General features: G+C 60.9%; 18 protein-coding genes. 11 read left to right on the top strand and 7 right to left on the bottom strand.

Going from position 1 to position 17,800, the window contains the following annotated elements:
* Positions 1 to 26: 26 nt before the first annotated feature.
* Both M5G17_RS21030 and M5G17_RS21025 read right to left on the bottom strand, forming a co-directional pair.
* Positions 27 to 515, bottom strand: coding sequence for a DUF6392 family protein (locus M5G17_RS21030; protein WP_273894816.1), 489 nt, complete (start codon positions 513 to 515; stop codon positions 27 to 29).
* Entirely contained in the window at positions 512 to 874 is a 363-nt protein-coding gene (locus tag M5G17_RS21025) for a hypothetical protein (protein ID WP_273894815.1), read from the bottom strand. Before M5G17_RS21025 ends, M5G17_RS21030 begins: the two co-directional genes overlap by 4 nt.
* Positions 875 to 1,241: 367 nt before the next feature.
* Here M5G17_RS21025 and M5G17_RS21020 point away from each other — a divergent pair, with 367 nt between their 5' ends.
* The 7 genes from M5G17_RS21020 to M5G17_RS20990 all read left to right on the top strand — a co-directional run bounded on the left by M5G17_RS21020 (position 1,242) and on the right by M5G17_RS20990 (position 10,216).
* Positions 1,242 to 2,240, top strand: coding sequence for a phosphate ABC transporter substrate-binding protein PstS (locus M5G17_RS21020; RefSeq protein WP_045199510.1), 999 nt, complete (start codon positions 1,242 to 1,244; stop codon positions 2,238 to 2,240).
* A gap of 138 nt (positions 2,241 to 2,378) precedes the next feature.
* Entirely contained in the window at positions 2,379 to 4,667 is a 2,289-nt protein-coding gene (locus M5G17_RS21015; protein WP_273894814.1) for an ABC transporter permease subunit, read from the top strand.
* A 71-nt stretch (positions 4,668 to 4,738) separates the two neighbouring features.
* A complete protein-coding gene (gene pstA / locus M5G17_RS21010) occupies positions 4,739 to 6,355 on the top strand; it encodes a phosphate ABC transporter permease PstA (RefSeq protein WP_273894918.1) in 1,617 nt (538 codons plus the stop codon).
* A gap of 95 nt (positions 6,356 to 6,450) precedes the next feature.
* Positions 6,451 to 7,284 carry a phosphate ABC transporter ATP-binding protein PstB gene (pstB, locus tag M5G17_RS21005; RefSeq protein WP_130266741.1) on the top strand — a complete coding sequence of 278 codons (834 nt, stop codon included), beginning with the start codon at positions 6,451 to 6,453 and terminating at the stop codon, positions 7,282 to 7,284.
* A 56-nt stretch (positions 7,285 to 7,340) separates the two neighbouring features.
* Positions 7,341 to 8,099 carry a phosphate signaling complex protein PhoU gene (phoU, locus tag M5G17_RS21000; protein WP_010225942.1) on the top strand — a complete coding sequence of 253 codons (759 nt, stop codon included), beginning with the start codon at positions 7,341 to 7,343 and terminating at the stop codon, positions 8,097 to 8,099.
* 152 nt (positions 8,100 to 8,251) lie between these two features.
* Positions 8,252 to 9,151, top strand: coding sequence for a response regulator (locus M5G17_RS20995; protein WP_273894813.1), 900 nt, complete (start codon positions 8,252 to 8,254; stop codon positions 9,149 to 9,151).
* A gap of 168 nt (positions 9,152 to 9,319) precedes the next feature.
* Positions 9,320 to 10,216, top strand: a complete 897-nt coding sequence (locus tag M5G17_RS20990; RefSeq protein ID WP_273894812.1) for a peptidoglycan DD-metalloendopeptidase family protein — start codon at positions 9,320 to 9,322, stop codon at positions 10,214 to 10,216.
* Between the two features lie 6 nt (positions 10,217 to 10,222).
* Here M5G17_RS20990 and M5G17_RS20985 read toward each other — a convergent pair whose 3' ends face one another.
* The 3 genes from M5G17_RS20985 to phoB form a co-directional block, all read right to left on the bottom strand.
* Positions 10,223 to 11,563, bottom strand: coding sequence for a hemolysin family protein (locus M5G17_RS20985; protein ID WP_273894811.1), 1,341 nt, complete (start codon positions 11,561 to 11,563; stop codon positions 10,223 to 10,225).
* Positions 11,564 to 11,676: 113 nt separating this feature from the next.
* Positions 11,677 to 12,951 carry a phosphate regulon sensor histidine kinase PhoR gene (gene phoR / locus M5G17_RS20980; protein WP_273894917.1) on the bottom strand — a complete coding sequence of 425 codons (1,275 nt, stop codon included), beginning with the start codon at positions 12,949 to 12,951 and terminating at the stop codon, positions 11,677 to 11,679.
* A gap of 79 nt (positions 12,952 to 13,030) precedes the next feature.
* Positions 13,031 to 13,720, bottom strand: coding sequence for a phosphate regulon transcriptional regulator PhoB (gene phoB / locus M5G17_RS20975; protein ID WP_028942483.1), 690 nt, complete (start codon positions 13,718 to 13,720; stop codon positions 13,031 to 13,033).
* A 146-nt stretch (positions 13,721 to 13,866) separates the two neighbouring features.
* On the opposite strand from phoB, the gene M5G17_RS20970 reads away from it, so the two are divergent.
* Positions 13,867 to 14,241: a COG4315 family predicted lipoprotein gene (locus tag M5G17_RS20970; protein WP_273894810.1), complete on the top strand. Its 375-nt coding sequence runs from the start codon at positions 13,867 to 13,869 to the stop codon at positions 14,239 to 14,241.
* A 65-nt stretch (positions 14,242 to 14,306) separates the two neighbouring features.
* On the opposite strand, the gene ubiA is transcribed toward M5G17_RS20970, so the two are convergent.
* Entirely contained in the window at positions 14,307 to 15,194 is an 888-nt protein-coding gene (gene ubiA, locus M5G17_RS20965) for a 4-hydroxybenzoate octaprenyltransferase (protein WP_273894809.1), read from the bottom strand.
* Positions 15,194 to 15,757, bottom strand: a complete 564-nt coding sequence (locus M5G17_RS20960; protein WP_273894808.1) for a chorismate--pyruvate lyase family protein — start codon at positions 15,755 to 15,757, stop codon at positions 15,194 to 15,196. Before M5G17_RS20960 ends, ubiA begins: the two co-directional genes overlap by 1 nt.
* Before the next feature lie 167 nt (positions 15,758 to 15,924).
* Here M5G17_RS20960 and M5G17_RS20955 point away from each other — a divergent pair, with 167 nt between their 5' ends.
* From M5G17_RS20955 to M5G17_RS20945, 3 genes are all read left to right on the top strand, one after another.
* The gene (locus M5G17_RS20955) at positions 15,925 to 16,092 is read left to right on the top strand and encodes a rubredoxin (RefSeq protein ID WP_038997996.1); all 168 of its coding nucleotides are present in this window, start codon (positions 15,925 to 15,927) and stop codon (positions 16,090 to 16,092) included.
* Between the two features lie 32 nt (positions 16,093 to 16,124).
* Entirely contained in the window at positions 16,125 to 17,273 is a 1,149-nt protein-coding gene (locus M5G17_RS20950; RefSeq protein ID WP_273894807.1) for an NAD(P)/FAD-dependent oxidoreductase, read from the top strand.
* Between the two features lie 188 nt (positions 17,274 to 17,461).
* Positions 17,462 to 17,737: an HU family DNA-binding protein gene (locus tag M5G17_RS20945; RefSeq protein WP_003213368.1), complete on the top strand. Its 276-nt coding sequence runs from the start codon at positions 17,462 to 17,464 to the stop codon at positions 17,735 to 17,737.
* Positions 17,738 to 17,800: the final 63 nt, after the last annotated feature.

Below are 17,800 nucleotides of genomic sequence, written 5' to 3'. Positions count from 1 at the left end.
AAGCGGGTATGGCAGCAATAAAGTACTTAGTTGCTTGTGCGTTGTAGATTGACCTTCCCTTGAAAGAAAGCCATATCACAGACATTGAAGTCGTTGGTGTACTGGAGCATCACTGAAACAGAAGGTGAGCGGGTGCCATTATAGATGAAGGCATCCCAGCCACCGGTTTCGCCCAAAGGCAAAGGCATCCGTACGGCTGGCTGGGACCGGTAAGGGGCGCCAAGCATATTGCCCGCTGCTTTTTGGGTCAGCACGTCTTGTAATCGCCCGGGAAGTTTATCGCCGTAGGGTAATTCATTGGGTAATGTGCTCAATAATGTTACATGTACACAGGTAAGCACTTCGGGGCTCGCGGAAAACCCCAACTCCAAGCCCGGTTCTACGACAACACTTAAGGTATCGTGGCCGTAGAACAGATAGTCGAGCGGACGGTCCGGCAGGATACCCTGATCGACAAGCTCATCACGGTGGGTGCCCAGCCGTGCGATCCAGTCATGGACGGTCAGTTTGATCATGCTATCCATCCTTGTTCTTTGAAGAGATTGATGGCGTTATATTTCGAGGACGCTATCTGTGTTTTTGAATAATCGCTGGAAATTGTTAGTGCCTCGAAGAAACGGTCAATGGCAGCGAGCAGGTTTTCGGCTTCTTTCGCTGTAGAATTATCAGTGTCCCTCCCGCTGATCATTCTGTGTACGGTAAAGTGCATCGGGAGAATGCGTTCGGGGATGCTTATTGCGGGTGCGCTCAGCAAGATTGCGTTCATTTTGCTGAGGCTCAATATTGGATAATGCTTTCTTAACGTTATTACAAGGGCTTCGGCTGAAATTATGGGTACGGTAAGCAAGTCTTCATTGCTGTCTTCGGATTTCATCGTTTCGCTCTCTTGGTTACATATATTTGGCTACAAGTGGCGTGATGACGATTTATATCCTCGCACTGATTTAATAGGGGTACTTCTAAATAAAGTTTTCTTTTTGTGTGCGCTTTGTTTAGAGGCGACCAGGAGCCCCCGGCAATTTTTGATACATTCGCTACTGGCACCAGCGAAAGGACCGAGGCTTGGATTTGTTCGCTTCGATAACTATCTCGTGGCGTTTCTCGGCGCATCGGCCTATGAGGGTGTCGGGTGGGATGCTGGCCATTCATCTAATTGTCACATTCGTTTCATAGAGTGGTCATGCGGCCTGCAGATACTTGGGCCCGATCCATCTCACCCCAATTCCTGCTAGGAGCAAGGCATGAAACTGAAGCGTTTGATGGCGGCCCTGACTTTCGTCGCCGCTGGCGTTGCCACCGCCAATGCGGTTGCCGCTGTTGACCCTGCTATTCCGACCTACACCAAAACCACCGGTGTGTCGGGCAACCTCTCCAGCGTCGGTTCCGATACCCTGGCCAACCTGATGACCCTGTGGGCTGAGGCCTACAAGAAGGAGTATCCGAACGTAAACATCCAGATTCAGGCTGCCGGCTCCTCCACCGCGCCACCCGCGCTGACCGAAGGTACCGCCAACCTCGGCCCGATGAGCCGCAAGATGAAGGATGTCGAGCTGCAGGCCTTCGAACAGAAATACGGCTACAAGCCAACCGCCATTCCGGTTGCCGTCGACGCCCTGGCTGTGTTCGTGCACAAGGACAACCCGATCAAGGGCCTGACCATGGCCCAGGTCGATGCGATTTTCTCCTCGACCCGCCTGTGCGGTGCCAAGGCCGACGTGAAAACCTGGGGTGACCTGGGTGTGACCGGCGACCTGGCCAACAAGCCAGTGCAGCTGTTCGGCCGTAACTCGGTATCCGGCACCTACGGCTACTTCAAGGAAGAAGCCCTGTGCAAAGGCGACTTCAAGCCTAACGTCAACGAACAACCTGGCTCTGCGTCGGTCGTGCAGTCGATCAGCAGCTCGCTGAACGGCATCGGTTACTCGGGCATCGGCTACAAGACCGCCAGCGTCAAGACCGTAGCCCTGGCCAAGAAAGAAGGCGGTGCCTTCGTTGAAGACAACGAAGCCAACGCCCTGAACGGCACCTACCCGCTGTCGCGTTTCCTCTACGTCTACGTCAACAAGGCACCGAACAAGCCTCTGGCCCCGCTGGAAGCCGAGTTCGTCAAGCTGGTGCTGTCGCAAGCCGGCCAGCAAGTGGTGGTGAAAGACGGGTACATCCCGCTGCCTGCCAAAGTGGTTGATAAAGCCCTGGCAGACCTGGGTCTGAACCACAACGGCAACGTTGCGAAGAAGTAAGTGAGACCGGTGAGGCCCGGTCAATGACCCGGTCTCGCCACACATTGCGAGTCCGCTGCCAGGGGTATCTGCGCGGCGGGCTTTTTTGCGTCACTGCATTGTCATGTTTTTGTCATACGGGACCGCTAGGGTGTGCGCATGAATGATCTGGCCAACTCCACCATGACCCAAAATTCTCCCCCCGTGCGGATTGATTTCAATACGCCCGAACTGCAACGCAAGCGGCGCATGCGTGCGCTCAAGGACCGCCTGACCCGCTGGTATGTACTGGTGGGCGGGCTTGCCGTGCTGGCGGCAATTACCCTGATCTTCTTCTACCTGGCCTACGTGGTCGTGCCGCTGTTCCAGGGCGCCACCTTGACCAGCAAGAAGGCCCTGGAGCCGACCTGGCTGCAGCAGGATGCCGGCAAGCCGCTGATGATTGCGCTTGAAGAGCAGAACCTGGTCGGCATGCGGGTTTCCGACAAGGGCCAGGCGCTGTTCTTCGACACCAAGACCGGTGCCGAGCTCGAGCGCGTGGCGTTGCCGGTGCCAGCCGGTACCCAGGTCACTTCGATCGGTGCCGACCAGCCGGGTAATCCGCTGGTGGTGCTGGGCCTGTCCAACGGTCAGGCGCTGGTGTTCAGCCACAGCTACAAGATCACCTACCCCGACAACCAGAAAACCATCACCCCGGCCGTCGACTTCCCCTATGGCCAGGAGCCGTTCGCCCTGGATGACCAGGGGCGGGCGCTGGAGCATGTGAGCCTCAACGTCAATGGCGAGACCCTGGTGGTGGCCGGTTCTACCGGTGCGCACCTGCAGGTGGTGTCGCTGAGCCGTGAAGAGAACATGATGACCGGCGAAGTCACCAGCGAGCAGAGCCGCATCGAGCTGCCACAGATGACCGAGGCGGTGAAGGCGATCTTCATCGACCCGCGCCAGCAATGGCTGTATGTGATCAACGGCCGTGCTCAGGCTGATGTCTTCAGCCTGCGCGAGAAGAGCCTCAACGGCCGCTACAAGTTGCTCGACGATGGCACTGCCGAAGTCACTGCCAGCACCCAGCTGGTGGGCGGTATCTCGCTGATCATCGGCGACTCCAAAGGCGGCCTGGCCCAGTGGTTCATGGCCCGCGACCCGGATGGCGAGCAGCGCTTCAAGCGCATTCGAGAGTTCCAGATGGGCAAGGCGCCAATCGTGCAGATCGATGCCGAAGAGCGTCGCAAGGGCTTTGTCGCCCTCGACGCCGACGGCAAGCTCGGCGTGTTCCACAGCACCGCGCACCGCACCCTGCTGGTCGAGCCGGCCGCTGAGGGCGCAGGTATCCTGGCGCTGTCGCCACGGGCCAACCGCATCATCATCGAGGAAGGTGGCAAGCTGCTGCCGCTGTCGCTGAAGAACCCGCACCCGGAAGTATCCTGGAGCGCGCTGTGGAGCAAGGTCTGGTACGAGAACTACGACGAGCCCAAGTACGTCTGGCAGTCGACCGCCTCGAACACTGACTTCGAACCCAAGCTGAGCCTGTCGCCACTGACCTTCGGTACCCTGAAGGCTGCGTTCTACGCGATGATTCTCGCCGCACCGCTGGCCATTGCCGCCGCCATCTACACCGCCTACTTCATGGCCCCGGGCATGCGCCGCAAGGTCAAGCCGGTGATCGAGCTGATGGAGGCGATGCCGACGGTGATTCTCGGCTTCTTCGCCGGCCTGTTCCTGGCGCCGTTCCTTGAGGGCCACTTGCCGGGGGTGTTCAGCCTGTTCCTGTTGATGCCGCTGGGCATCCTGGTCGCCGGTTTCGCCTGGAGCCGCCTGCCCGAGTCGCTACGCCTGCGAGTACCGGATGGCTGGGAAGCGGCGATCCTGATCCCGGTGATCCTGTTCACTGGCTGGTTCGCGCTGTACATGAGCCCGTTCATCGAGACCTGGTTCTTTGATGGCGACATGCGCCTGTGGATTACCAACGACCTGGGCATCACCTATGACCAGCGCAACGCACTGGTGGTGGGTATCGCCATGGGCTTTGCGGTGATTCCGAACATTTACTCGATCGCCGAAGACGCCGTGTTCAGCGTGCCGCGCAGCCTGACCCTGGGTTCGCTGGCGCTCGGTGCCACGCCGTGGCAGACCCTGACCCGCGTGGTCATCCTGACCGCAAGCCCGGGGATTTTCTCGGCGCTGATGATCGGTATGGGCCGCGCCGTGGGCGAAACCATGATCGTGCTGATGGCCACCGGTAACACCCCGGTCATGGAAATGAACCTGTTTGAAGGTATGCGCACCCTGGCGGCCAACGTTGCGGTGGAGATGCCCGAATCGGAAGTCGGTGGCAGTCATTATCGCGTGCTGTTCCTCGCCGCGTTGGTGCTGCTGATGTTCACCTTCGTGATGAACACCTTGGCCGAGCTGATTCGCCAGCGTCTGCGCAAGAAATACTCGTCGCTTTGATAGAAAGGTAGCGATCCGTGAAAAAGGATTCCCTCAAAAGCTGGTTCAAGAGCGGCGCCCCCGGCGTCTGGATGAGCGGTGGCGCGGTTGCCATCGCGGTGATCATGACCATCGGTCTGCTCGCCGTGATCGCCGTGCGCGGCCTCGGCCACTTCTGGCCGGCCGACCTGCTGCAAGCCAGCTACAACGTGCCTGGCCAGGCCAACCACATCGTCATCGGCGAAGTGGTGCAGAAGGAAGAAGTGCCCCGCGCCCGTCTCAAGGGTGCCGGCTTGCCGGTGCCTGACGAAGGCCCGGAGTTCATGACCCGCGAGCTGATCAAGGTCGGTAACCGCGACCTCAACGGCAGTGACTTCACCTGGGTGGTCGGCGAATGGCTGACCGACCAGCAAAAGCCGGTCGACCTGATTGCCCTTGAGCGCCGCGAGTGGGGCAACTTCTACGGCTACCTGGTCAGCGTCAAGGAAGACGGCAAGGTCGTCGCCCAAGGCCAGGCCGCCTGGAACGAGCTGCAAAGCCGCCTCAAGCGCGCCGACCAACTGGCTGGCGAGCTGCAGAAGCTTGAGAAGAAAGACATCGGTGCGATCAACTACGGCCTCGAGCGTCTGCGTCTGCATGCCCGCAAGCTGGAACTTGACGGCAAGCTGGACGCCGCCGCCCAGGCCGACATCGAAGCCGAGCGCGCCGAGCTGAACAACCGTTACAAGGCCATCGAAGAGCGCCTGAGCGGCCTGCACCAGCAGTTCGATCGTGACAGCCTGGTGGCCCGCGACGGCAATGGCCGCGAAGTGGAGATCACCCTGAGCAAGGTGGTGCACGCTTACCAGCCGAACGGCATGGGCGTCTTCACCAAGCTGGGTGTGTACTTCGCCAAGGTCTGGGAGTTCCTCAGCGACGATCCGCGTGAAGCCAACACCGAAGGCGGGATCTTCCCGGCGATCTTCGGTACCGTGATGATGACCCTGATCATGGCGGTGATCGTCACGCCGTTCGGCGTGCTGGCGGCGGTGTACCTGCGTGAATATGCGCGTCAGGGCCCGGTGACCCGTTTGATCCGTATTGCGGTGAACAACCTGGCCGGTGTACCTGCGATCGTTTATGGCGTGTTTGGTCTGGGTTTCTTCGTCTACGTGTTGGGTGGCTCGCTCGACCAGCTGTTCTTCCCCGAAGCCTTGCCGGCGCCGACCCTGGGTACTCCGGGCCTGCTCTGGGCCTCGCTGACCCTGGCGCTGCTGGCGGTTCCGGTGGTGATCGTGGCCACCGAAGAAGGTCTGGCGCGAATTCCACGCACGATCCGCGAAGGCTCGCTGGCACTCGGTGCGACCAAGGCTGAGACGCTGTGGAAGATCGTCCTGCCGATGGCCAGCCCGGCAATGATGACCGGCATGATTCTCGCCGTGGCCCGTGCCGCCGGTGAAGTGGCGCCGCTGATGCTGGTGGGTGTGGTCAAGCTTGCGCCTTCGCTTCCGGTGGACGGCAACTACCCGTACCTGCACCTGGACCAGAAGATCATGCACTTGGGCTTCCACATCTATGACGTCGGCTTCCAGAGCCCGAACGTCGAGGCTGCGCGGCCGCTGGTGTACGCCACTGCGTTGCTGCTGGTGCTGGTCATCGCCACCCTGAACCTGTCGGCGGTATGGATTCGTAACCACCTGCGCGAGAAGTACAAGGCGCTGGACAGCTAATTTAAGCCACAAGCGGCAAGCTATAAGCTGTGCCGCTTTTGCCCTTTCTTGCAGCTTGCAGCTTGAAGCTTGCAGCTACAGACGGAGAGAACATGATGCAGCATGAATCCCATACCCACGGCATCGATATGTCAGCCCTGGGCCGCGCCAAGCAGAGCCTGCAACTGGCCAATGAAACCGTCGCCATCGAAGTGCCTGGCCTGAGCCTGTACTACGGCGAAAAGCAGGCGCTGTTCGATGTCAGCCTGAACATCCCCAAGCAGCGTGTGACCGCCTTCATTGGCCCGTCTGGCTGCGGCAAGTCGACCTTGTTGCGTACCTTTAACCGAATGAACGACCTGGTTGACGGTTGCCGTGTGGAAGGGGCAATCAACCTCGACGGCAACAACATCTACCGCAAGGGCGAGGACGTAGCCGAGTTGCGCCGCCGCGTAGGCATGGTGTTCCAGAAGCCCAACCCGTTCCCCAAGACCATCTACGAAAACGTGGTCTACGGCCTGCGCATCCAGGGCATCAACAAGAAGCGTGTGCTCGATGAAGCGGTGGAGTGGGCACTCAAGGGGGCCGCGCTGTGGGAGGAGGTCAAGGACCGTTTGCACGAGTCGGCGCTGGGCCTGTCCGGTGGTCAGCAGCAACGTCTGGTGATTGCCCGTACCATCGCCGTTGAACCGGAAGTGCTGCTGCTCGATGAGCCGTGCTCGGCACTCGATCCGATCTCGACGTTGAAGGTCGAAGAGCTGATCTACGAGCTCAAGTCCAAGTACACCATCGTCATCGTTACCCACAACATGCAGCAGGCGGCCCGGGTCTCGGACTACACCGCCTTCATGTACATGGGCAAGCTGGTGGAATACGGTGACACCGACACCCTGTTCACCAACCCGGCGAAGAAGCAGACCGAAGACTACATCACCGGCCGGTATGGCTAGGTTTCAATGACTGAACGCCGCCTGATCGCACCTACCGGACGCTCCAAGGATTCCCCATGATCGATAAAGACAGCCTTACCCACCATATCTCCCAGCAGTTCAACGCCGAACTCGAAGAGGTTCGCAGCCACCTCCTGGCGATGGGCGGCCTGGTCGAGAAGCAGGTCAACGACGCGGTCACCGCGCTGATCGAGGCCGACTCGGGCCTGGCCCAGCAGGTGCGTGAAGTCGATGAGCAGATCAACCAGATGGAGCGCAACATCGACGAAGAGTGCGTGCGCATTCTTGCTCGGCGTCAGCCGGCGGCGTCCGACCTGCGGCTGATCATCAGCATTTCCAAGTCGGTGATCGACCTGGAGCGCATCGGCGACGAATCGACCAAGATCGCTCGCCGCGCCATCCAGTTGTGCGAAGAGGGTGAGTCGCCGCGCGGTTATGTCGAAGTGCGCCATATTGGCGATCAGGTGCGCAACATGGTCCGTGATGCCCTGGACGCCTTTGCCCGTTTCGACGCCGACCTGGCGTTGTCGGTCGCTCAGTATGACAAGACCATCGACCGTGAGTACAAGACCGCCCTGCGCGAGCTGGTTACCTACATGATGGAAGATCCACGCTCGATCTCGCGTGTTCTCAGCGTGATCTGGGCCCTACGCTCGCTGGAGCGTATCGGTGACCACGCGCGGAACATCTCCGAGCTGGTGATCTATCTGGTGCGCGGTACCGACGTGCGCCACCTGGGTCTCAAGCGCATGCAGGAAGAGGTTCAGCGCAGTGGCGAAAGCGCTAATGTTCCGGGTAAATCTGACGATAACTAAGACTGCCCGAGAATGAACGCCCGGCCCACGCCGGGCGTTTTCGTTTGCGGGTGAGGCAGCCGCGAACGAAACAACGAGTCCCGGCGTGACCCAGTGTTTGGCAAATGGCCATCAGTCAGCGTTATGCTAGTCGGGATTCAATAGGAGTGGCGATGAGTAAAGTCAGTGTGTTGGTTGTGGATGATGCGCCGTTCATTCGCGACCTGGTAAAGAAGTGCCTGCGTAACTATTTCCCCGGTATCGTCATTGAAGATGCAGTCAACGGCCGCAAGGCCCAGGCGTTGCTGAACCGTGAGACCTTCGACCTGGTCCTGTGCGACTGGGAGATGCCGGAAATGTCCGGCCTCGAGCTGCTGACCTGGTGCCGTCAGCAGGAATCGATGAAGACCATGCCGTTCATCATGGTGACCAGCCGTGGCGACAAGGAGAACGTGGTCCAGGCGATTCAGGCCGGGGTCTCGGACTTTGTCGGCAAGCCGTTCACCAACGAGCAACTGCTGACCAAGGTGAAGAAAGCCCTGACCAAGGCCGGCAAGCTCGACACTTTGCTGGCCAGCGCACCGACCCGTGCGACTTCAGCCTTTGCCAACGACTCGCTGAGTGCCCTGACCGGCGGCCGTGCCGAAACAGTCAAGCCGGCAGCTCCCGCGGCGGCCCCCGTGGCTGCGGGCAAACCGTTGATCAACGCGCCCAAACCAGTCGCTGCGGCGCCGGCAGGTCGTGGCCAGGGCCAACTGCGTTTGCCAAGTGGTGTTCAGCCTTGCGTGATCAAGGCCCTGAGCCTCAAGGAAGCGCTGCTGGTTGTGCGCCGTGGCGAAACCCTGCCTCAGGTACTCGAAGGCGCCGTACTCGACCTGGAGCAGGGCGACAACGCCGAGGTAGCCCGCCTCAATGGTTACCTGCATGCCATTGCCGCGCTGGAACCCAAGCCGGACAGCGACTGGCTGCAACTGACCTTCAAGTTCGTCGACCAGGATGCCCAGAAGCTCGACTACCTGTCGCGCCTGATCGCTCGCGGTTCGGCACAGAAGCACTTCGTGCCGGGTGCCTGATTAACGCATCGCGGGGCAAGCCCGCTCCTACACCTGTAGGAGCGGGCTTGCCCCGCGATGAATGCACCGTTCATCTCCTGGTACACCCCTGAAACACTCTCGCCATACCCCCGCCAAAATCCGCTGCTAGTCTTCGACAGACCACTAACTGTCAAAAAGCCACTACTCATGCCTGCACGCACGCTGCTGTTCTGCGCCTTGCTCATGGCTTGCGGCCCTGTGCTGGCCATGACTCTCTACAAACGTACCGATGCCTATGGTGTGGTGTCGTATTCCGATCGTCCGATCCCGGGTGGGCGGGTGTTTGTCTTTGGCGACCGGATGGTTGAGCAACTGGACACTCAGGTGCAGCTTCAGGCCAGCAGGTTTGCCGGGGGAGTGCGCTTCAATGCGCGCAACGACACTTACGCACCGGTCGAAGTAGAGCTGCGTCTGGATCGGCTGGGTAATGTACAGGGCGGGGCAGCGCGGCTGGTACGGCGGATCATACCGGCGCGTACTACGCTGGCGTTGACCCTGCTCAGTGCAAGGCAGCCCGGCAGGCCCGTGAGCTACAAGGAGAAGTTTACTTACGCCCTGGGCAACCCCGGCCAGCGACAACAAGCCTTTCGCTACCCCTTGCCCTGGCGAGGCGGGCCCTTTCGTCTAAGCCAGGGGCCGAACGGTCGTTACAGCCACTTCGGGCCCAAGGGGCGTTATGCCATGGACATTGCGATGCCCGAAGGCACGCCGATCATCGCTGCCAGGGCAGGGGTGGTGATCAAGACCGAAAACAGCCAGAGCGGCCGAGGCAGCCATCCATCGGGCAACTTCGTGCGGATCCTCCACGAAGACGGCACCATGGGCGTTTACCTGCACCTGATGCGTGGCTCGGTGCTGGTCAGGGAAGGCCAGCGGGTGGTGTACGGCACGCCGCTGGCCAAATCCGGCAATACTGGCAATAGCAGCGGCCCGCACCTGCACTTCGTGGTGCAGCGCAACGTCGGGCTGGCGCTGGAGTCGATTCCCTACCAGTTCAATCAGCCTGTTGGCGGGTTGCCGAACTTTACCGCCGGCAACCCCTGAGGCGGCTCAATCGAGCTTGAGCACCTTGGCCAGGACGATCTTCGGCCCTTTCATCTTTTTGATGATGATGCGCAGGCCTTCGACTTCCAGCAGCTCTTCCTCTTCCGGAACCCGCTTGAGGGTCTCATAGACCAGGCCAGCGAGGGTTTCCGCCTCGATATGGTCAAGGTCTACGCCGAGCAGGCGCTCGACCTTGAACAGCGGCGTGTCGCCGCGTACCAGCAGCTTGCCTGGCTGGTAGGCGAGAATGCCACGTTCGGCCTTGCGGTGTTCATCCTGGATATCGCCAACCAGCACTTCGAGCACGTCCTCCATGGTCAGGTAGCCGATCACTTTACCGTCGGCTTCCTCGACCAGGGCGAAATGCGCGCCGCCTTTACGGAACTGCTCGAGCAAGTGGGACAGCGGCATGTGCCGCGACACGCGCTCCAGCGGGCGGGTCAGCTCGGCCAGGTTGAACGACTCGGGAATATGGTCGAGGTCGGCCAGCTCCAGCAACAGGTCCTTGATGTGCAGCAGGCCGATGAACTCACCGCGCTCTGCATCGAGTACCGGGTAGCGGCTGAACTTGTGCCGACGGAACATCGCGAGGATTTCCTTGAGCGGCGCATTGGCATCGAGGCTGACCATGTCTTCACGGGAGTTGGCCCAGTCGACCACTTCCAGTTCGCCCATTTCCACCGCCGAAGCCAGTACACGCATACCCTGGTCGCTAGGGTCCTGGCCGCGGCTGGAGTGCAGGATCAACTTGAGTTCATCGCGGCTGTAGTGATGTTCGTGATGCGGCCCGGGCTCGCCCTGGCCGGCGATACGCAGGATGGCGTTGGCGCTGGCGTTGAGCAGGTAGATGGCCGGGTACATCAGCCAGTAGAACAGGTACAACGGTACCGCCGTCCACAGCGACAGCAGTTCGGGTTTACGGATCGCCCAGGATTTGGGCGCCAGCTCACCGACGACAATGTGCAGGTAGGAGATGACGAAGAAGGCGCTGAAGAACGAGACACCCTTGATCACTTCCGGGGATTCGACGCCGACGGCGGCCAGCAACGGCTCGAGCAGGTGCGCGAAGGCCGGCTCACCGACCCAGCCCAGGCCCAGCGAGGCCAGGGTGATACCCAGTTGGCAGGCGGACAGGTAGGCATCCAGCTGGCTGTGTACGGTGCGCAGGATCTGCCCGCGCCAGCCGTGCTGCTCGGCGATCGACTCGACGCGGGTCGAGCGCAATTTGACCATGGCGAACTCGGCGGCAACGAAAAAGCCGTTGAGCAGAACCAGCAGCAGAGCAAAAAGAATCATGCCGAAATCGGCGAAAAGTGCAGCGAGGTTGAAACCAGGGGAAGGGTCCATGATGGAGTTTTACGGGGTCCGTCTTATAAGAAAGGGAATGCAGCAATGCCAGCATGTGCTGGCGCGAGTCAGCCAATGTAGCGGCTGACTGCGCAAATTTAAAGGGCGGCTGTTCAGGAGGCCTGGCGCGCGGCTATCTGAACCTGGGGGAAATGGCAGGTAAAGGTGCTGCCGTGGCCCGGTACGCTGCTGATTTCCAGGCGGGCGCGATGGCGCAACAGCACGTGCTTGACGATCGCCAGGCCCAGGCCGGTACCGCCGGTGTTGGAGGCGCGGCTGGAGTCGACCCGGTAGAAACGCTCGGTCAGGCGCGGCAGGTGCTTGGGGTCGATGCCGATGCCCGAGTCCTGCACGCTCAGGTGCGCCCCCTGATCGTCGGCCCACCAGCGGATGCGGATCTGGCCTTCATCCTGGGTGTACTTGACCGCATTGAACACCAGGTTGGAGAAGGCACTGCGCAGCTCCGCCTCGCTGCCTTTGAGGCGGATACCCGGCTCGGCTTCCAGGCTGATGCGCTGGTTGCGTTGCCCGGACAGCGCCTGGGCGTCGCCCTTGATCGATTGCAGCAGGGTATCGACGGCCACCGGCTGGTTATCCGAGGGGTAGTCGGTGGCTTCCAGCTTGGCCAGCAACAGCAGGTCATTGAGCAGGGTCTGCATGCGCCCGCCTTGTTGCTGCATCTGTTGCAGGGCGCGAACCCAGCGTGGGTTGACCTCTTCGACGTTGTCGAGCAGGGTTTCCAGGTAGCCGGCAATCACCGTCAACGGTGTGCGCAGCTCGTGGGAAACGTTGGCGACGAAGTCCTTGCGCATCTGCTCCAGCTGGTGGATGCGGGTGACATCGCGAACCAGCATCAGGTGCTCGTTATTGCCGTAGCGGGTGATGTGCAGTTGCACGCGCATGCGGTCATTGATCGGTGAGGGGATTTCCAGCGGTTCGAGGTAGTTCTCCTGCTCGAAGTACTCCTTGAAGCGCGGGTGGCGCACCAGGTTGCTCACCGGCTGGCCGCTGTCTTGTGGGGTCTTGAGGCCCAGCAGGGTTTCTGCGGCGCGGTTCCACCACTCCAGGTTGCCATCGCTGTCGAGCATGATCACCGCGTCCTTGAGCGCGGCGGTCGATTCCTGCACCCGGTCGATCACCGCCTGCAGGCGCCCGCGTACGCGCTGGTCGCGCCGCTGCAGGTGATAGATGCTGTCGAACACTTCGCCCCACAAGCCGTAGCCGTCGGGCGGTGCTTCATCGGGTTTGTGCAGGCGCAGCCATTCGTGCAGGCGCAGCAGTTGCTTGAGGGTCCAGCCCAGGTAGATCGCCAGGCCCAGGGCCAGGCTCCAGCCATAGTAGCCGCTGATCAGGCCGGCCAGCAGGCAGACGGTGATCAGCAACAGCATGTGGCGAATCAGGGTGCCATGCCAGTTCTGGTTCAATTAGTGACGCGTCCTTTCCAATGCCTTGGCGATATGCAGCGGTTCAGCTCTTGGTAGAGAAGCGATAACCGGTGCCGCGGACGGTTTGTACCAGATTCTCGTAGGCCTCACCCAGCGCCTTGCGCAGGCGGCGGATGTGCACGTCGACCGTGCGTTCTTCGACATAGACGTTGCCGCCCCAGACCTGGTCCAGCAACTGGCCGCGGGTGTAGGCGCGCTCCTGGTGGGTCATGAAGAACTGCAGCAGGCGGTACTCGGTCGGGCCCATTTCGGCCGGTTTGCCATCGATGGTCACGCGGTGGCTGATCGGGTCGAGCAGCAGGCCACCGACTTCGATCGGTGCTTCGCCGTCGCTTGGGCCGGCGCGGCGCAGTACGGCCTTGAGCCGCGCCACCAGCTCGCGCGGCGAGAACGGCTTGGTGATGTAGTCATCGGCGCCGACTTCCAGGCCCTGGATCTTGTTGTCTTCTTCGCCCTTGGCGGTGAGCATGATGATCGGGATGTCGCCGGTAAGCTCATCGCGCTTGAGGCGCCGGGCCAGCTCGATGCCCGAGGTACCCGGGAGCATCCAGTCGAGCAGTATCAGGTCCGGCTTGCGGTCGACGATAATGGCGTGGGCCTGCTGGGAGTTTTCCGCTTCCAGGCAGTCATAGCCGGCCATTTCCAATGCAACGGCGATCATCTCGCGAATTGGCGCTTCGTCGTCAACGATCAGAATGTTTCTGCCAACCATGCTCAAACCTCTTCCATTAAAGGTGTCTTGGCCCGCATTAGATAACGGAATTATTGCAGTCGTGTGACAGCTCGGGGGCCTTGGCAGCAACATTCGGTTACTGGACTAGGCTTAGATTCCCTCTCCCGAGAATTACGGTGAATCCAATGACACGACATACGCTGAACTGGATGGCCCTCTGCGCAGCAGTATCCTTGGCACTGCCAGGAGTAGCCTTGGCCCATCATGCCATGGAGAAAGACGGCATGTGGGTCGACCATAGCGGTATGACGTTGTACACCTTCGACAAGGATGCTGGCGGAAAATCCATGTGCAATGGTGACTGTGCCAGCAACTGGCCGCCGTTAAAGGTGGATGCCGGCGAAAAGGCCGAGGGCAAGTGGACGCAGATCAATCGCGATGACGGCTCCATGCAATGGGCCTACGACGGCAAGCCGTTGTACACCTTCGTCAAGGACAAGAAGGCGGGGGATATGACGGGAGATGGTATGAAAGACGTCTGGCATGTTGCCAAGCCGTAATTGCGTTATCGCGGGGCAAGCCCGCTCCCACCGGTGCAGTGGGAGCGGGCTTGCCCCGCGAAAAGTTAGAAGCTGTAGTCCAGCACGATCCCGACAAACACCAGCAACCCCGCCCAGTGGTTGTGCAAGAAGGCCTTGAAGCACGACTCACGGTCCAGCTTGCGGGTGGCCCAGAACTCCCAGGCAAAGCACAGCAGCGCCGCTACCAGCCCGAGGTGGAACCAGGCGCCCAGCTCGAAGCGATTGCCGGCCAGCAGCAGGCAACCCAGTGACAGTACCTGCAGAGTCAGGATGATCACCCGATCGGCTTCGCCGAACAGGATCGCCGTGGACTTGACCCCGATTTTCAGGTCGTCGTCGCGGTCGACCATGGCGTAATAGGTGTCGTAGCCCACCGTCCACAGCAGGTTGGCGATGAACAACAGCCAAGCGATGGCCGGCAACTCGCCGGTGGCAGCGGTGAAGGCCATGGGGATGCCCCAGGAGTAAGCCGCGCCCAGCACCACCTGCGGGTAATAGGTGTAGCGCTTCATGAACGGATAACAGGCCGCCAGCGCCACCGCGCCGAACGACAGCCACACGGTGGTGGCATTGGTGCACAGCACCAGCAGGAAACTCGCCCCGACCAGCACGGCAAACAGGGTCAGTGCTTCACGGGCGTTGATCTTGCCGGCAGCCAGGGGGCGTTCGGCGGTGCGTTTGACGTGGCCATCGACCTTGCGATCGGCAAAGTCGTTGATCGCACAACCGGCCGCGCGCATCAGCACCACGCCAAGGGTGAAGATCAGCACATGGGCCAGCGTCGGCGTACCCTTGGCGGCAATCCATACCGCCGAGAGGGTTGGCCACAGCAGCAGGTAGATGCCGATAGGACGGTCTATCCGGCTCAGTTGGATAAAGTCCCAGGCCCGTGGATGCAGGCGATTGAGCGACTTGAGCAACTGCAGGTACATCAGCGCTTCTCCGAATGCGTGTCAGCAGCAATCCACAGCGTAGGCAAGAATACTTCGGCCACCAGCACGCTCAAGGATCCACGGTCGAAGCGGGAGCGGCGTCCCCACAGGCCATCACAGCGCTGTTCTGCCGGCAGCCAGGTAGCGGGGTAACGGCAGACTTCAATGGGCAGGCGCACAAAGCCCTGGTCACAGAACAGCAACTCGCCCAGCGATCGGCTGCCCAAGGCTTCCAGGTCCAGGCCACCGCTTTGCAGCGAGCTGCGGGCGGCCACGCTGCGAGCGAACACCCACGGCTGGCCATGGCCGCGCAGGTACGACTCGCGCACCCAGCCGTCACTGCCTGGCGCCAGGCCGAGGGCCAGGCACTCATCGTCGCGCAGGCGCTGCCAACCTTCGCAAAGGGGTGTGACGCAAAAGTGATCGGCGGATAATTGAATCAGGCGGCGAGTCAAGGAACCCTGGTCGTACAACCAGTCGAGGGTCGCGGGCGATGTGTTGTCTGCCAGGTCAGGTTGCTGCAGCCAGTGTGCAGCGGGCGCTTGCATTGTTTCGTACGGCACGGCGGTATCGAATAACAGGCCAGAGAGACGCCGAGCTTAGCATGATTGCCCGATCCGGCTTGCATGCTGGCACCTCGCTCCAGTACAAAGCCTCTCTTTGATGGTCGCCACTGTAATAATCACGAGAGCGGCCACTCCAAAGCCTGAGTCTTTTGAGGACATGCGTTATGAAAAAGTGGCAATGCATCGTTTGTGGCCTGATCTACAACGAAGCTGACGGTTGGCCGGATGACGGCATCGCTCCAGGCACCAAGTGGGAAGACGTGCCCGAAGACTGGCTGTGCCCGGACTGCGGCGTCGGCAAGATGGATTTCGAGATGATCGAAATCAACTGATCTCATTCAATCAGATTCAAGGAAAGCAGCGTATGACCGCTCCAGTGGTGATTGTCGGTACGGGTCTGGCGGGGTACAACCTGGCTCGCGAATTTCGCAAACTCGACGGTGAATCGCCGTTGTTGCTGATCACCGCCGACGACGGCCGCTCCTACTCCAAGCCGATGCTTTCCACCGGTTTCGCCAAGAACAAGGATGCCGACGGCCTGAGCATGGCCGAGCCCGGTGCCATGGCCGAGCAACTCAAAGCTGAGGTGCGCACCCACACCCGCATCAGCGGCATCGACCCGGGCCACAAGCGCTTGTGGATCGGCGAAGAGCAGGTGCCCTATCGCGACCTGATCCTGGCCTGGGGCGCTGAGACCGTGCGGGTACCGGTCGAAGGCGATGCTGCCGGGCTGATTTTCCCGATCAACGACCTCGAAGACTATGCCCGCTTCCGCGCCGCAGCGGCCGGCAAACAGCGGGTGCTGATCCTCGGTGCGGGCCTGATCGGTTGCGAGTTTGCCAATGACATGAGTCTGGGCGGCTATCAGGTCGAGCTGGTGGCGCCCTGTGAGCAGGTCATGCCGACCCTGCTCCATCCGCTGGCCGCAGGTGCCGTGCAGGCCGGCCTCGAAGGGCTGGGTGTGCGCTTTCACCTGGGGCCGGTGCTGACCCGCTTGCAACACCGGGAGCAGGGCCTGGAAGCGCACTTGTCCGACGGCAGCGTGGTCGCCTGCGACCTGGTGGTTTCGGCGGTCGGCCTGCGTCCACGCATCGATCTGGCCGCGGCAGCCGGGTTGCAGGTCAACCGTGGCGTGGTGGTCGATCGCCAGTTGCGCACCTCGCATGCAAATATTTTCGCCCTCGGCGACTGCGCCGAAGTTGATGGCCTCAACCTGTTGTACGTGATGCCGCTGATGAGCTGCGTGCGGGCCCTGGCCCAAACCTTGGTAGGTAACCCGACCGCGGTTACTTACGGGCCGATGCCGGTCACGGTGAAAACCCCGGCCTGCCCACTGGTGGTGTCGCCACCGCCCCATGGCCGCGAAGGCCAGTGGAGCGTTGAAGGCCAGGGCTCCGACCTCAAGGTGCTCTGCCACGATGCTGACGGCCAGTTGCTGGGTTACGCCCTGACCGGCACAGCAGTCATGGAAAAGCTGGCTCTAAATCGGCAACTTCCGGCGCTAATGGCGTAAATAACCGGCGTTCTGTCGGATTTCCCCTGCCTTTGCCCCAACAATGGCCGCCCAGAGACTGGCGCGGCCCCTGAGGGCATGCCATTCTCACTCCCGTCTGCCGCAGTTTAGAGCCTGCGGTGCCTTGGGCGCTGCTCTTGAAGGGCAGCACGGCATAACAACAAAAAAACCGTCAAAGAGGCTTCACTATGCGTAAACCAGAACTCGCCGCCGCCATCGCGGAAAAGGCTGATCTCACCAAAGAGCAAGCTAACCGCGTGCTCAACGCCGTGCTCGAAGAAATCACCGGCGCCCTGCATCGCAAGGACAGCGTCACGTTGGTCGGCTTCGGTACCTTCCTGCAGCGTCACCGCGGTGCCCGCACTGGCAAAAACCCGCAAACTGGCGAGCCGGTGAAGATCAAGGCCAGCAACACTGTTGCATTCAAACCAGGTAAATCCCTGAAGGACAGCGTCAATCCGTGATGCCTCGCACAGATCGATTGCAGTGAAAAACGGGCACCGCACAAGGTGCCCGTTTTTTATTGC

This window comes from Pseudomonas rubra (assembly GCF_028656935.1).
Lineage (GTDB): Bacteria > Pseudomonadota > Gammaproteobacteria > Pseudomonadales > Pseudomonadaceae > Aquipseudomonas > Aquipseudomonas rubra.
This window is presented reverse-complemented; position numbering and strand designations above follow the sequence as displayed.